Source organism: Nonomuraea sp. NPDC052116 (genome assembly GCF_040680035.1).
GTDB classification, from domain to species: domain Bacteria; phylum Actinomycetota; class Actinomycetes; order Streptosporangiales; family Streptosporangiaceae; genus Nonomuraea; species Nonomuraea angiospora_A.
The window spans coordinates 1-13,609 of sequence record NZ_JBFAWA010000040.1 but is presented as its reverse complement, the minus strand read 5'-3'; the positions used below and the strand labels follow the sequence as shown (position 1 = coordinate 13,609).

Below are 13,609 nucleotides of genomic sequence, written 5' to 3'. Positions count from 1 at the left end.
ACGCGGACGAGGAACCCGGCCCAAGATGGCGTCCGCGCGTTTGTCGGTGGTGATCTCTACTGTTCGCCTCATGACCACTGCCGTGCAGGCGCACAGCCGCACCTGCCCACCCCCCGAGAAGATCTCCGCGCACCGCCTATACGACGGGGAGGCACGAGCGTGAGCGGGTGGGAGGACATTCAGCGGGCCGTCGGCACCGCCGACGCGTCTCAGGTGGCCGACGAGGTGCTGCGGCTCGGTGCGGAGGAGCGCCGCGAGGTCGCCCGCCGGCTGCGCCCGTACATCAGCGAGGCGCGGCAGGCCGCTCACGCGCGTTTCGACGCGGCGCGGCAGCAGGCGGAGGCCGAGGAGCAGCAGGCCATGCGGGAGTACCTCCGGGAGCGGACGGACGAGGGTGTGGCCGAAGAGGTCGCGCAGCGGTGGTGGTGGGAGGGGCACCACCACCACGAGCGCCACGTCGACTGGAGGACGCGGAACAACTGGATCGGGCCCCTCCGCGTCGCGGGCGCGGGCACGCTGGGCGGGGCGGCCGCGGTCGCCGACTGGCTCCTGCGGCGGGACTTCTCCGAGTGGGGCCAGGAAATGCCGCTCGAGCCGCTGCTGAGGGTCATCGCCGCGCGGCCGGCGCAGTGGCAGGCCGATCTCGCCGCGCACCTGACCGGACGCCTGCGCGCCACGCGGCTCCAGCTCGAGAACGGCACCGTCGCGCTGGCGCTGGAGCTGCTGCGCCGCACCGGCGCCGAGCCGTCCGACCACGAGCCGCTCGTCGTCGCCTGGGTGTCCACGGAGCCCGACCTGGCCCGCGACCCGCTGGCCCGGCACCTGGTCCCGCGGCTGTTCGAGGCGGAGGGTGTGGGCCGGGCGTTGCGCGACGACCGGATCGACGCTCCTTCCGGCCGGTCCTGGCTGCGCGCCCTCACCGAGGCGGCGCCGGTGGAGCGCGAGGTGCTGGCGGAGGGGTGCGTCCGGCGGTTCCTGCGTGGCGGCAGCGCCACCGACCTGCGCTTTTTCGTACGCCTGCACGACCTGCTCGACCCGGCGCCCAGCCGGGAACGCGTCGGTGACTACCTACGGCTGCTGCCCGCCGCCCCCGGTCCGGTGGCCGAGCTGGCCCTGCGGATGCTGCGCGGCCCCGGCGCCGCGTTGAGCGGTGAGGAGGTCAACGATGCGGTGGCGGCGTTGCTGTTCCGGTCCGAGAGCAAGCTCGTACGTGCCGGCCTGACCCTGCTCGACCAGGCCGCCCGCGACGCCGGCGACGACCTCGACCACCTGGCGCCCGCGCTCGCCTCGGCGTTCCTGTGTGAGTCGTACGAGGTCAGGGAGCGTTCGGTGCGCTGGGCGGTCAAGCACGCGCAGCGGTTCTCGCCCGTGGGCGCGGAGACAGTGCGCGAGGCGGCGGCCGTCCTGCCCCCCGACCTGGTGGCCCGCCTGACCCCGGCCTATGGCCGGGTCGAGCCCGACGCCGCGCCGGCCGACGCCTTCGAGCCGGGAACGCTGCCGGCGTTCGAGGCGCCCCGCCGTCGTCCGGTCCGCCCGGCGATGGAGAACCTGGCCGGCACCTTCCGCGAGTTGCACCACGAGTTCGCCTTCGAACGCTGGCTCGACGGATTCGTCCGCCACCCCGGCGCCAGGCGGCCTCCGGCGCACACGACGGATCTGGACAGGACGGGTGAGTGGCGCTACGTCGAGCAGTGGACGGAGGCGCTGCTGCGCGAGGCCGCCGGTCCTGTCCTGGAGCCGCCGGGTCCTCGCGAACCCGAGAGACGGGCATTTGAGAGCCGGGAGCGACCCGGGATCCTGTCCCCCGGCGTGCACCGTGGCCTCGCGACGAGCCTGGCTGAGCTGGGACTGGTCCTCGGCGGCGCGGAACGGCTCGACACGGAGGAGCCGCAGGAAGGGGAGCGGATCTTTTTCGCTCCGGTGCGGAAGAAGAGGCGGGAGGAGAAGCCGCCCGGCCTGCTGCCGATCGCCTCCGTGGGGCGGCTGCCCAGTTCGGCGCTGGTCTCACCGCCTCACCGGGCCATGCTGCAGCGCTGCGCCGAGATCCACGCCGCGTTGAAGGAGGGGACGCTGCCGCCGTACCTGCTGGCCACGCCCACCCTCACCTCCGGCCACATCGACCCCGCCGAGCTCGTCGCCAGGCTGGAAGGCTATGAGCGCAACGGCGTCCGGCCCCTGCCCGCAGACCTGGGGCAGGCGCTGCTGAGACTGCCGCGCGAGGTGGACTCCGGCGTGGTGGCCCGCGCCGACGGGCTGGCCTCCGAGGCGGGTGCCACGCTGGTGCGCTGGCTCAAGGCACGGCCGGAACCGGTGACGAGCGTCGAATGGCCCACCGCGCCCGGCGGCCGTCCGCGCCCGCGCATCCGGCAGGAGCCGACGGGGGTGGCGTTTGTGGACGCGCTGTTCTGTGACCCGCCCCTCCATCGGCCGAGCCACCACGGCTCCTATGAGTCGTCGTGGTGGCTCGTGCTGCCCTCGGACCGGGAGGTCGTGGCCATGCACCTCATCCCGCACCTGTACGGCGGCTGGGAAGGGCCAGGCCGCCTGCGCCCGCACGCGACCCGGCTCTGCCACCAGGACGGGCCCGCGGGCGAAGGGATGGCACTGCTTGTGGGCATACTGCTGGGCGAGCGCGGCTGGAACGCCGAGCACTCCCGGGAGCTGCTGCTGCGGGCGGCCGCCACCGAGGCCCTGCCCGCCGCGGAGTGCGGACGGCAGCTGGGGCAGTGCCTGCGCCTGCTCGACGTCAAGCTCGGCCCGGTGCTGCAGGCGCTCGAAGAGTGCGCGCGGCAGGGCGCGCACCGGGAGGTCTGGCAGGTCATGAGCGGCCTGCTGCCCGTCTTCCTGCCGCGACCCGGGGAGCGGGCCAACGCCGCCCACACCCGGGCGCTGGAGTTCGCCGCCGAAGTGGCCGGCTGGGCCGGGGCGCGCGGCACTATCCCTCAGGTCGCCGGCATCGCCGCGCGTGACGGGTCGAGCGGGCTCATCCGCGCGGCCCGCCGGCTGGACGAGCACCTCGGCCGGGCGTGAGGCCCCACGACTCGATGGCCTGGCCGCGCCTCGCTGAGGGTGCAGGCGCGTCAGAGCAGGTGTTGGTGGCGGGTGGCCGCTTCTTGCCGGACTTCGGTGAGGAACAGCTCGGTATGGCGTTCCTGCCGCCGGTCGTCGTCCGGATCGTGCCAGGAGAAGGCGTCCTGCGTGCGCGCATGACCGGCGTAGTGCAGCCAGCAGCCGTGGATGCCGGCCATGAGGTTGTCGAGCAGGTCGAGGGCCGGCCGGGCCGGGTCGAGGGAGGTGATGGGCAGGCAGACGGAGTCGGAGCCGGGGTGGGGATGGTCGATCCGGGTCCTGGCCACGAGGCGTTCGGCGGCGGCGATGCGCCGTTTGGCGTCGGTCACGCCGCAGAGGTGGCCCTCGGCGACGTGCAGGGTGTGGCGGATGAGCGGCATGACCGTCTGGCGCGGTGTGGCGCCGAAGCTGATGGCGCTCACGATCTCGACGAGGCTTTCGACGGCGAGGGGCCTGAGGTGGTCGCCCTCGGCAACGACCTGCACCGGATGCTGCCGGACGCGGCGGCCCGTCGCGGCGGCCGCCGCGTGCAGCCAGTGGGCGGCGGCGATGGCGGCCGCGGCGGGGTCGATCTGCGTGATCAGCTCCTCGCAGCCGAAGGGCTGGCGGTTGAGGAAGGCGTCCGCCTGGGCGACCTGCAGGGGTGAGGCGTCCTCGCGGCTGAGGGTGACGGCCTGCTGGGCGCGTCCGGACAGGTCGCCGCGCTCGGCCTGTTCCACGGCCGACAGCTCGGCGGCGATGTCGGCGACGACCTGGACGGTGAGCTCCGGGCTGTCGAGGGCGCGCAGGGCGCGGCCGGTGCGCTGGGCGATCTCCCCGACCTTGGCGGGTTCGGGGACGTGCGTGGAGGCGGTCAGGATCGGGACGACGCCGGTGAAGGCGTCGCGTTCGCGCTGCCGGTGCCAGCCGAGGCTGCCCGGCCCATGCTGGTCGGAGATGCTCGCCGGGTGGGTGTAGCAGCGCCAGCAGGCCTGCGACAGCTCGGTCAGGCGGGCGGCCAGACGCAGGGCGTCCGAGGCACGGTCCGGGGGAAGAGTGGCCACGGTGACCGCGACGTCCCCGATGCCGGTGCTCCAGTGGGCGACGAGCGCGTTTCGGGCGTGATCGACGGCATACCGGGTCACGGCAGCTCCTTGAAGGGGGAAAACGCGAATGCATGCCCAGGATGCAGGATGCATCGCTGATCTGGGGGCTGTTTACGGCTGTTGCAGGTCGCTGATCAGCGCTTTTGTGGCGAGATGAGGGGGTAATTTCCTGGTTACGTCCCTGCGTCGAGGCGCATGAAGGTGGCGCCTTGCATGGCCGCGCGAGCGCCGAGGACGTGCCCGTCGCACATCAGCGACTCCGTCCCCACCCGGTCGGTCACCTTCCACGTCACCGGCTCGCCGCACTTCTGGCCGCGCCGGTTGTAGTCCCACGTGCGGCTGCACACCCGGCAGGTGGACACGTTGGCCATGGAGGAGAGCGTGTTGCCGTGCTCGGGACAGACGCCCCACGGGAAGGCGCACGTCGACTCGGCCAGGGCCCGGTACTGGGCCAGGTCTCCGGCCGCGCGCAGCAGGTCCTCGCCCGCTCGCTTCAGCCATTCGGCGGCGTGGTGCGCCGCCTGGAGGTGGGCGCGTTCGGGTGAATCGGCGGGCAGACCGGCGTACAGGGCACGGGCCTCGGCCTGGAGTGCGTCGGCGCGGCCGGCCAGGTCGCGCAACTGGGCGGGAGTAATGTTCATCGCTGAGGATTCTCCCTTGTTTGTTCGGTAAGCGCGCAGACCCCGTCAGGGGCGGCTGGCGATGGTCAGGAGGGTCGCGGCGGGGCCCGTGAGAGAGCGGCCCCGGCGCCAGACCGCGCGCAGGTTTCTGACCAGGTTGAGGCCTGCCAGCGGCACCTCGACGAGGCGGCCGGTGGCCAGCTCGGCCTCGACCGCGTACCCGCTGAGCACCGCCGGGGCCGCGCCCGCCTGGGCGGCGCCCTTGACGGCCGAGTTCGACCCGAGCTCCAGGCGCGGGCTGGCCTGGTGGAGCCCGGTGAAGGCGACGTCCAGGGTCTCGCGGGTGCCCGAGCCGCGCTCTCGTACGACCAGCGGGGTAGCGGCCAGCTCGCCGCCCCTGAGCACCGTGCGGCGGCGCGCCCACGGGTGGCCCGGCGCGACCACGACGACCAGCCTGTCGGTGCCCACCACGCGGCTGGCCAGCCCGTCCGGCACGGTCGGCCCCTCCACGAACCCCAGCTCCACGCCCCCGGCGCCCGACAGCACCAGCGCCGCCACGTCGGCGGAGTTCAGCACGTCCAGGCCGATCTGAACCCCGGCCTCCCGGCTCTGGAACTCCCCGAGCCAGCGCGGCACCAGGTATTCGGCGACCGTCATGCTGGAGGCCACCCGCATGTGCGCCGCCTCGCCGTGCCGGACGGCCTCGGCGGCCCGCATGAGCTCCTGCGCCGCCGCGAGCACCTGCGCGGCCCAGCCCGCCACCATCTTGCCCTCGGCGGTGAGCGTGGAGCCACGCGGCGTCCGCTCCAGCAGCGGCAGGCCGAGCCGCCGTTCGAGCTGGGCGATGCGCTTGCTCGCCGACGGCTGCGCGATGCCCGCCAGCTTGGCCGCCTGCCCGAGGCTGCCGAGCTCGCCCACGTCCACGAGGAGCTTGAGGGAGTCGAGATCGGGCAGTGCAGTCATAGCCACAGGCTATGACCTCCCAGGCAATGCGCGGCTACCGGCCCTGTCGAAGGCCCCGAAGACTGGGATCATGCTTCCCTCCCCCTCCAAGACGTCCTGCCTGCCGGGCATCGCGGCGTGCGCGCTGGCGACGGTGGCCGCCCTGGCCGTCAACCGGTTCGTGCCGGGGCTCAGCCCGGCCACCGCCGCGGTGGTCTTGGGGGCGGCGCTGGCCACCGCCGGGGTGATCCGCGCGCCGCTGCGTGCCGGGCTGCTGTTCGTCTCCAGGCGGGTGCTGCGCGCGGCGATCGTGCTGCTCGGGCTGCAGATCGCGGTGCCGCAGGTGCTCGCGCTGGGGTGGCAGGCGCTCGCGGTCGTGGCCGCCGCCACGGGGCTCACGTTCGTGCTCACGCCACTGGCCGGCCGCCGCCTCGGCCTTACCCCCGGTACGTCGCTGCTGGTCGCCACCGGCGTGTCGATCTGCGGGGCGGCGGCGATCGCGGCCATGCACGACAGCGCCGACAGCTCGGACGAGGACGCCGCGGGCGCGCTGAGCGTGGTGGTCCTCTACGGCAGCGCGGCCATCGTGGTGCTGCCGCTGCTGGCGTCCTGGCTGGGGCTGTCGCATGAGCAGCTGGGAGTGTGGGCGGGAGCGGCCGTGCACGAGGTCGCCCAGGTGGCGGCGATCGGCGCGGCCACGGGCGTGCTGGCGACGGCGGTGACGGTCAAGCTGGCCCGGGTCGTGCTGCTCGCCCCCATCGTCGCGGTCACCACGTCCCTGCGCCGCCCGCGCAGCGCCCCTGCCCAGCCAACGGCGGCCGTGCCTGCTCAGCCGGCGGCGGCCGTGCCCTCCCGGCCGATGGTGGCCGTGCCTGCTCGTCCGACGGTGGCCGGGCCCGCCCAGACGGTGGTGGCCGGGCGCGGCGCCACCCTCACCCGTCCGGTGGCACCGCCTGCCGCCACTCCCGCGAAGAGGCCGCCGATCGTGCCGCTGTTCGTGGCCGGGTTCCTGGCGATGGTGGCGGTACGGAGCACGGGCCTGCTGCCCCCGGTGGTGACCGAGAACGTCCCGGCGGTCACGAACGCGCTGATGGCCGCCGCCCTGTTCGCCCTCGGCACGGGGATCGACCTGCGGAAGCTGCTCAAGGGCGGCCGGGTCATGCTGCTCGGCGGCATCGCCACCGGGCTCATCGGAACGATCTCGCTGGCGGGGGTCTGGCTGCTCGGGTGACGCGCGGGCAGCATGATGGGTGCTGTGCTGACACGAATGTTATTGACGGTCGGTCTGATCGCGGTCCCGCCCACGGCTAACCAGCCGGTCTGGGAAGTGATCCGGATGCACAGTTTCGGCGGCTGCGACTCGATGTCGGCGGTCGTTCCGCTGAGCCGGAGCGACGTCTGGGTCTTCGGCCAGAGCGAGCCCATCGACGACGAATGCGCGGGGACCGCCCGTCCGGTGGCGCAGCACTGGAACGGCCGAGCCTGGCGGGCCGCCGAACTGCCCGGCCGCCACTACGGCGCCATCGGCTCGGCGGGCGCGTCCTCGCCCGACAACGTGTGGGCCTTCACCACGAGCGACACCGGAGAGTCCGCCGCCCTCCGCTACGACGGCCGTCGCTGGACGGACGCGGGCAGATCCGCCATGGGACCCCACCCCAACCTCAGCCGCGGCCTGGTGCTCGGTCGCCACCACGTCTGGGCCTTCGGCTCGGACGGCCATTCGGCGTCCTGGTTCTGGAACGGCCGCACCTGGGAGCGGCGAGCGCCGAGGGACGTCGTCCGGACCAGCGCCGTGTCGCAGAAGGACGTCTGGGCGATCGGTTGTTGCAGGGTGGCCCACTTCGACGGCAAAGCCTGGAAGAAGGCCGCCTTTCCCGCCGGCCGCGACAAGGAGACCGTCAGCCTGACCGGCATTCTCGCGGTGGCCAAGAACGATGTCTGGGTCTTCGGCGACCACGACGAGAAGCTGTTCGCCGCGCATTTCGACGGCCGCGCCTGGCCACCGGTCGACGTCCCTCTCCCGGCCCCGGTGACACCCGCGTGGCGCCTCGGTGACGCGGTCGCGGACGGCCGGGGCGGCATCCGGGTGATCGCGGATCCACCGGATGACACGAGCTCCCGCGTGCTGTCCCGTTCGGCCGCGGGTCAGTGGTCGGTGAGCGCCCCTCAGGTGGCCGGCAAGGTGATCAAGCTGTGGGACCTGGCGCTCGTCCCCGGCACCACGGAGGTCTGGGCCGCGGGCACCGTACGGCAGAGCGAGACCGACTCCACCTCCGCGGTCTTCGCCCTCAGATAGCTGGCACCAGGGGGGCTGCGGAGACCCGGCCCCTGGCCTGCCGGGTCACGAGCAAGCGGGTCTCGTTACGTGCACGGTGGAGTTCCGCAACGATGGGCTGTTCTCGCAGGATCAGCCGGTCAGTTGTCCTACGCGCGCGGACCTTGAGTGTGTCACCGAAGGTTGAGCGGCGGGACGATCGGAACATGCCGATATCCATGCCATCCGCGGACCGGTGCCCCTTCTGCGACTACCTCGCCGGGCTGCACCCCGTCACCATCCTGGAACAGGGGGAGCAGGTCGCCATCCTGGTCACCCGTTGGCAGCGTGGGCAGGGGCACGTGCTGGTGATCCCGGTCGCTCACCGCCCGACGGTCATGGACGTGGTCCCGGCGGAAGAGCAGCAATTGATGAACGCCGTGCGGCGGACGGCCCTGGCCATCACAGCCGCCTACGACCCCGGGGGCATCGCCGTCTGGCAGAACAACGGAGCGCCCGCGCACCAGACCGTCCCCCATGTTCACTTCCATGTCGCCGGCACTCTTCCCGACGGCGGCACGCGATCAGGCGAGGTGCCTCTTCTCGACCTCGATGAGACCGACAGGATCGCCAAGCGCCTCAGCCCTTATCTCTGAACCGGCCCGCCTGGGGATGAAATTCCCTGGGCGCTCGCCGCCATACGGTGACCCCTATGTCGTTTCCAGAGGAGAGTCCAGAACGACACGCTTGTGCTGCGTACCTACCGCCAAGGCGGAACCTGAGGGGAGGCGCGGCGGGCGCGGTGGTTGTGCAACGAGAGAACCCGCTCGCGCTTCTTCAATGCTGACGGCTGGTCATAGGCGGGCGGTCCACGCGTGGCCTGTGAGGACGTCAGCACCCCTGGCCGGGAAGACGCGGTTGATCAGGAAGTCGTGCACGTCCGGTTCCCCGTCGGCGCAGGCGTCGCTGAGCACGGTCACGTGGTAATCGCGGTCGGAGGCGTCGTAGAGGGTAGCGGCGATCATCGCCCCGGTCGCGACACCGGTCAGCACGATCGAGTCGATGTGCTGGGCTCGCAGGAGCCGATCGAGGTCGGTCGCCGCGAACGCGCTGGCACGGCGCTTGAGGACGACGGCCTCGCCCGGCAACGGCTCGATGCGCGGGTGCACGAGCGTCTCGGGAGAATCTTCGTGAAACCGCGTCCCCGCCCCGTGCAGGCCGCTGATCAGCTGGTTTCCCGCTGCCACATCAAGGCCTGAGGCCCGGAGCCCGAAACGGATGAAGATCACGGGAATTCCGGCGGCTCTGGCCGCGGGGAGAACCTTTTCCACGACGGGAAGCACGCCGGCGGCGAAGGGGTAGTTGTCCACGATGCCCGCCTGCAGGTCGCCGACGATGAGCGCGGTGCTGGTCATACGCTTTCCTTGTCTGTACGGCGCGCCATCGGCCATCCTCACGGTCGTATCCTTGGCACTGTTGTCGTCGATCTAGTACGACGATAGTGGGACGGATTCGCGCAAGAGCCATCGGCCGCGGCGTAGGCGGCCTGGGTCGTAGGCAGCGCCGTCAGGCTCCATGTCCACCACAGCCGGCCCCTGACCAAGGTCAAACCTCGGTGGCACGAGCTCAAGGTTCGATGTCACAGGACACCGGCATGGACAATCCCGACGTGATCGAGAGGGGCTGGTCATGGTGCAGATCCGCGTGATGGAGGACGATGGCGAGCCGGCGGCCGAGTTCGTCGCACGCCTCGTACGGCTCCCCATACCGGCGGGCCGCATAGACGGGCCGCATAGACGGGGCGGATAGCCGCAGACCCGAGGCCACATCCGAGTTTGCGCACCCTGCACGCTGCAGAAGGCCCGCTCACTCGACCTCCTCCCGTCCGACCGCGCCGACCCGCCGGGTGCCTGATCCCTCGCCCTGCCGCTAAGCAGCGCGGTGTGCCGCATCGCGAAATTGTTTGGGTGAGGAGCCGACTACGCGGCGAAATGCGGTGCTGAATGCGCTCTCGGATTCATAGCCGGTCGCGAATGCGAGTTCGGAGATCGATCGGGTGCCGCGACGCAGGGCATCGCGGGCGAGGCTCATTCGCCACTCGATCAAGTACTCCAGTGGTGCGGTTCCGACCTGCTTCTTGAAGGCTGCGGCGAACGCCGAGCGGGACATGCAGCTGATACCGGCGAGCTCTTTGAGTGTCCAACGGTGCGCCACGTCTGCGTGCATGGCGCGAAGAGCGGCACCGATGCCGTCGTCGCTGAGCGCTCCCAGCCAGCCGGTGGGCCGACCGGCTTGGTCGGTGTGGGCGCGCAGCATATGAACGAACAGGATCTGTGCGAGATGGTCCAGGACCAGAGAGCCCCCGACGGCGGTGGTCTCGACCTCGGTGACCAGCAGTTCGCTCAGGTGCGCGAGCAGCTTGCCTCGAGGATCTGCGGCGTGGACGTGCACGAGCGGCGGTAGAACATCGATCAGGATCGAGGCATTCGTGTCGTCGAACGAGAAGTGCCCACTGCACAGGAATGTGTCTTCCCCGGCCTCGGGTCCGATACGCACAGCGCCGTTCGTAGCGCCGTCCCACAACGACTTCGCGGCGCGCGGAGTCGCGGTGAGCTCGCTGGCCAGCACGTAGGGCGGAGGGTTGCCCAGGAGGTAGAAGTCGCCCCCTCTCAGGAGCACAGGTTCGTGCCCTTCGAGGGCCAGCCAGCATTCGCCCCGCACGCCGACGCCGAGTTTAACGTGCGGGAACGGGTCGAAACGCACCGCCCAGGCCCTGGCGGGACGTCCACCCCTCCCGCCGCGTCGAGATGGTGCACGCCAAGGGCACGTACGTGACCGGCGGCATGACGAGCGCCCCCGTACCGCCGTCGCGGCGCCTGGTTGAGGAGCTGCGCGACGCGATCACCTCCGGTCGGCTCAAGCCGGGCGACCCACTCCCGTCCGAGCAGGAGCTGATGGACATGTACGGGCCGGCCGCCATCACCATCGCGCTGCGGAAACTCCGTCAGGAAGGGCTCATCCACCACCGCTCCGGCCCCGACCCGATCCGGGATCGCCGTGCCGAGCGGTGACAGCTGGTGCGGCGACCGGAAAGTTCACCGGATTGCTCGCCGGTCGACGCAGCCAACTGAGCGCCGAGCGATGGCAAGTAAGCCCAGACAGCCGCGAACCTTGAGGTTGCCGCGAACATCTAAGTGCACATGATGAAGACCTTTGCCCTGGGCCTGGTGGCCGCGGCAGCCACGGGAGCGCTGCTGACCCACCCCGCCGAGGCGTCCGTCAAGCAGTACACCCACCCCTGCCAGGGCGTCAGCCACTGCACGGACGAGAAGACCGACGGTGAGGAGTGGATGGTCATGACGCCGGAGAAGAACTGGAAGAAGGTCATCTACCGCTTCCACCACCTCACCAAGCAGGCGCGCTCGGTCTGCGGCAGCGGCAGCGGCAGCCACGGCGGCAAGAAGCTGCACATCGCGATGATCCTCACGGCCCCCGGCAGCTCCAAGAACAAGACCGTCGAGATCGAGGCCTCGGGACGCACACCCCAAAAAGACTGCTTCTAGCCTCTATGAACGCCAGATTATCTATCGCCCTGGGCGAAAGCCCGACGCTGGTGCTGTGATCGGAAGCCTTCGCCCGGGACGGCCTGCCCTTACGTTGGCACGCGTGCCAACGAGCAGCCCGGCGAACCTTTCCGGTCACCGCACTGGTGGTGGGGGCCTGCATTGCCCCCCATTCCAGAGGTGATCGTCGGGGCAATGTGGCATGTGGTCGTTGTGGGGATATCCCCGAAGTTCCCCGCGGAAGCGCGACCTTCGGGTCGAGCCCGGAACCTCCGCGATGCGATCAGAACTTTCGTCTAGGACGGCTTCCCGGTCGTGTGCCGCGGGGATTTCCCTTGAATGGCCGTTTTCCCTCTCAACGATGAGTCGTCCTCCAAGTGGTGCATGCAGCCGGACGGGTGGACGTGCTCCTGAGGATCTACGCCAAGTGCATCGACGGCGAGCGCGAGGTGGCCAACCAACGCATTGAGCGAGCGTTGGGGGAATCATGATCCCCCAACGCCTGCGGCGGAATCCGCGCGGAATGATCATGTCACTGAACGGCCTGCCTCTACCCTGAAGCAGAGAAGAGGGCCCCTGGGCCGCCGGTCACGAATACCACTCGTAATGGACGTTGGTCTTGGTCTCGGTATTGAAGTCGATCTCGCCGTCGAGGTAGCGGTTCCACATGGTGGACAATTTCGATGACCGTACGGTGCACCCGGCCCAGCGGACCCCCTTGGGGCGGATGCTGCCGACGTAGTCGTAGCAGGACCCGACCTTCTTGCCGTTGACCCAGAGCCGGGCGTTCAGGCTGACGTCGTAGAGCTTCAGGCGAGTGACGCTCTTGATCCGCACCTTGATGCGGCAGGTGTCCTCGCATTCGCCGAAGTAGATCTTGTAGTTGAGCAGGTGTGGACGAGCGGCGTTCTGCCCCAGTTCGGATGCCGAGGCCGCGGTCGGCGTCACCGCGATGACCCCGGTCGCGACGGTGGCGGCTAAGAGCATGCCGACAAGACTCCTGGTCATGTTTCCCCCATGGCCATGAAGAGCCGCTTCCCCCGTTGAAAGCGGCGCACTCCCTTTCGATTAACCATCAGGAAAGTGGAATGGTCAACATTTGTCCGCATTTGTACGGAGATTGTGATCTCCGTGAAAACAAGTGCTTCTTGATCGCGAGCGTGGATATCCCGACTGTCGCGCTGGAAGCTCTTTGCCCGGTCTGTTGGTGCTGTTGGGGGGCTCGGTGAATCAGCCGTTGGTGGAGGACGAGGGCCGTATGACATCGTCGGACGGTTCGGCGAGGCGACCAGGGCGTCGTCTACTTCGGGCAGGCGGCGGACGGTGAGCCGGTCGCCGTCAAGCTTCTGCATCGCAGCCTGCTGACCGACCCCAGAGAGCGGAACAGGTTCCTGCGCGAGGTGGAGATGGCCCGGCGCGTGGCCAGGTTCTCCACCGCGCCCGTGCGCCACGCCGACCGCGCTGCCCTCGCCCGCGCGCCCTCCGGCGTCCGGGCGCCGCCGGACGACGATCCTGGCGTCGGCCGGTGTCGCGGCGGCGGCGCTGCTCGTCGCGGGCGGCCTGTTGATCGACTGGGGTGGCCGGCCGGTGGGATCGCCCCGAGCAGGGCGTGACCTCACAGCCTCTCGTGCCCTCCATCACTGGTCTCCGCGGGCCGCTCCGGGGGATCTTCGGAGGTCGGGCGGGAGGTCGGGCGGGAGGTCGGGCCCACCCCTGAATCGTCGCTCACCGCGGCGCTCGTGGGTTTCTTGGGTGCGGGTCGGCTTGGGGGCGGGCGGCGAGGTCTTCGGGCGGGGTGTCCGCCTGGGTGTCGGGAGGTGGCGTCGTCCGCCGTTCCGCCTTCTCGGTTTGCGCCGGCGTCGTGGGCTCGGCCGTTACCGCCGCCCCCGCCCCTACGCGGCCGGCACTCACGCTCCAGAATTGTCCCGTCTCAATTGATGTGACGCAGAGAGGCTCATCCACCTCGGTTGTGACAGTTCTACCACCCCGAGCGGCGTGTCGAACTTCTGGGAGGCCCCCTGGATGTTCAAGCGCAACGGCGTCTACTACCTCGCCTACGCGGCCAACGACTCGGCC

13 protein-coding genes are annotated in these 13,609 nt (G+C 70.7%); 6 read left to right on the top strand and 7 right to left on the bottom strand.

Features of this window, described 5'->3' with window-relative positions; translation table 11 throughout:
* Positions 1–159: 159 nt before the first annotated feature.
* On the top strand, positions 160–3,030 hold the full coding sequence (locus tag AB0L65_RS50485) for a DUF6493 family protein (RefSeq protein ID WP_364262113.1): 2,871 nt from the start codon (positions 160–162) through the stop codon (positions 3,028–3,030).
* A 50-nt stretch (positions 3,031–3,080) separates the two neighbouring features.
* On the opposite strand, the gene AB0L65_RS50480 is transcribed toward AB0L65_RS50485, so the two are convergent.
* The 3 genes from AB0L65_RS50480 to AB0L65_RS50470 all read right to left on the bottom strand — a co-directional run bounded on the left by AB0L65_RS50480 (position 3,081) and on the right by AB0L65_RS50470 (position 5,737).
* Positions 3,081–4,193, bottom strand: coding sequence for a hypothetical protein (locus AB0L65_RS50480; protein ID WP_364262110.1), 1,113 nt, complete (start codon positions 4,191–4,193; stop codon positions 3,081–3,083).
* Positions 4,194–4,327: 134 nt separating this feature from the next.
* The gene (locus tag AB0L65_RS50475) at positions 4,328–4,795 is read right to left on the bottom strand and encodes a hypothetical protein (protein ID WP_364262107.1); all 468 of its coding nucleotides are present in this window, start codon (positions 4,793–4,795) and stop codon (positions 4,328–4,330) included.
* A gap of 45 nt (positions 4,796–4,840) precedes the next feature.
* Complete coding sequence (locus tag AB0L65_RS50470; RefSeq protein ID WP_364262105.1) at positions 4,841–5,737, bottom strand: LysR family transcriptional regulator; 897 nt, start codon at positions 5,735–5,737, stop codon at positions 4,841–4,843.
* A gap of 70 nt (positions 5,738–5,807) precedes the next feature.
* Here AB0L65_RS50470 and AB0L65_RS50465 point away from each other — a divergent pair, with 70 nt between their 5' ends.
* The 3 genes from AB0L65_RS50465 to AB0L65_RS50455 all read left to right on the top strand — a co-directional run bounded on the left by AB0L65_RS50465 (position 5,808) and on the right by AB0L65_RS50455 (position 8,626).
* On the top strand, positions 5,808–6,947 hold the full coding sequence (locus AB0L65_RS50465) for a putative sulfate exporter family transporter (RefSeq protein WP_364262102.1): 1,140 nt from the start codon (positions 5,808–5,810) through the stop codon (positions 6,945–6,947).
* A gap of 105 nt (positions 6,948–7,052) precedes the next feature.
* On the top strand, positions 7,053–8,012 hold the full coding sequence (locus AB0L65_RS50460; RefSeq protein WP_364262099.1) for a hypothetical protein: 960 nt from the start codon (positions 7,053–7,055) through the stop codon (positions 8,010–8,012).
* Positions 8,013–8,209: 197 nt separating this feature from the next.
* Positions 8,210–8,626 carry an HIT family protein gene (locus tag AB0L65_RS50455; protein WP_364262096.1) on the top strand — a complete coding sequence of 139 codons (417 nt, stop codon included), beginning with the start codon at positions 8,210–8,212 and terminating at the stop codon, positions 8,624–8,626.
* A gap of 198 nt (positions 8,627–8,824) precedes the next feature.
* On the opposite strand, the gene AB0L65_RS50450 is transcribed toward AB0L65_RS50455, so the two are convergent.
* On the bottom strand, positions 8,825–9,385 hold the full coding sequence (locus AB0L65_RS50450) for a cysteine hydrolase (protein WP_364262093.1): 561 nt from the start codon (positions 9,383–9,385) through the stop codon (positions 8,825–8,827).
* Between the two features lie 514 nt (positions 9,386–9,899).
* The gene (locus AB0L65_RS50445; protein ID WP_364262090.1) at positions 9,900–10,733 is read right to left on the bottom strand and encodes an AraC family transcriptional regulator; all 834 of its coding nucleotides are present in this window, start codon (positions 10,731–10,733) and stop codon (positions 9,900–9,902) included.
* Positions 10,734–10,777: 44 nt separating this feature from the next.
* On the opposite strand from AB0L65_RS50445, the gene AB0L65_RS50440 reads away from it, so the two are divergent.
* Together AB0L65_RS50440 and AB0L65_RS50435 are read left to right on the top strand one after the other, a co-directional pair.
* Complete coding sequence (locus AB0L65_RS50440) at positions 10,778–11,041, top strand: winged helix-turn-helix domain-containing protein (protein ID WP_364262087.1); 264 nt, start codon at positions 10,778–10,780, stop codon at positions 11,039–11,041.
* A gap of 129 nt (positions 11,042–11,170) precedes the next feature.
* Positions 11,171–11,533 carry a hypothetical protein gene (locus AB0L65_RS50435; protein WP_364262084.1) on the top strand — a complete coding sequence of 121 codons (363 nt, stop codon included), beginning with the start codon at positions 11,171–11,173 and terminating at the stop codon, positions 11,531–11,533.
* 588 nt (positions 11,534–12,121) lie between these two features.
* Here AB0L65_RS50435 and AB0L65_RS50430 read toward each other — a convergent pair.
* Both AB0L65_RS50430 and AB0L65_RS50425 read right to left on the bottom strand, forming a co-directional pair.
* Positions 12,122–12,541, bottom strand: a complete 420-nt coding sequence (locus tag AB0L65_RS50430) for a hypothetical protein (protein WP_364262082.1) — start codon at positions 12,539–12,541, stop codon at positions 12,122–12,124.
* Positions 12,538–12,885 (bottom strand): hypothetical protein, encoded by a 348-nt coding sequence (locus AB0L65_RS50425; RefSeq protein WP_364262079.1) that lies wholly within the window; start codon positions 12,883–12,885, stop codon positions 12,538–12,540. Before AB0L65_RS50425 ends, AB0L65_RS50430 begins: the two co-directional genes overlap by 4 nt.
* Positions 12,886–13,609: the final 724 nt, after the last annotated feature.

What these genes read in the sequence shown, in the direction of transcription:
- AB0L65_RS50475 (WP_364262107.1), bottom strand. Translation starts at nt 4,795, where the DNA reads ATGAACATTACTCCCGCCCAGTTGCGCGACCTGGCCGGCCGCGCCGAC.
- AB0L65_RS50470 (WP_364262105.1), bottom strand. Translation starts at nt 5,737, where the DNA reads ATGACTGCACTGCCCGATCTCGACTCCCTCAAGCTCCTCGTGGACGTG.
- AB0L65_RS50465 (WP_364262102.1), top strand. Translation starts at nt 5,808, where the DNA reads ATGCTTCCCTCCCCCTCCAAGACGTCCTGCCTGCCGGGCATCGCGGCG.
- AB0L65_RS50460 (WP_364262099.1), top strand. Translation starts at nt 7,053, where the DNA reads ATGCACAGTTTCGGCGGCTGCGACTCGATGTCGGCGGTCGTTCCGCTG.
- AB0L65_RS50455 (WP_364262096.1), top strand. Translation starts at nt 8,210, where the DNA reads ATGCCATCCGCGGACCGGTGCCCCTTCTGCGACTACCTCGCCGGGCTG.
- AB0L65_RS50450 (WP_364262093.1), bottom strand. Translation starts at nt 9,385, where the DNA reads ATGACCAGCACCGCGCTCATCGTCGGCGACCTGCAGGCGGGCATCGTG.
- AB0L65_RS50440 (WP_364262087.1), top strand. Translation starts at nt 10,778, where the DNA reads ATGGTGCACGCCAAGGGCACGTACGTGACCGGCGGCATGACGAGCGCC.
- AB0L65_RS50435 (WP_364262084.1), top strand. Translation starts at nt 11,171, where the DNA reads ATGATGAAGACCTTTGCCCTGGGCCTGGTGGCCGCGGCAGCCACGGGA.
- AB0L65_RS50430 (WP_364262082.1), bottom strand. Translation starts at nt 12,541, where the DNA reads ATGACCAGGAGTCTTGTCGGCATGCTCTTAGCCGCCACCGTCGCGACC.
- AB0L65_RS50425 (WP_364262079.1), bottom strand. Translation starts at nt 12,885, where the DNA reads ATGCAGAAGCTTGACGGCGACCGGCTCACCGTCCGCCGCCTGCCCGAA.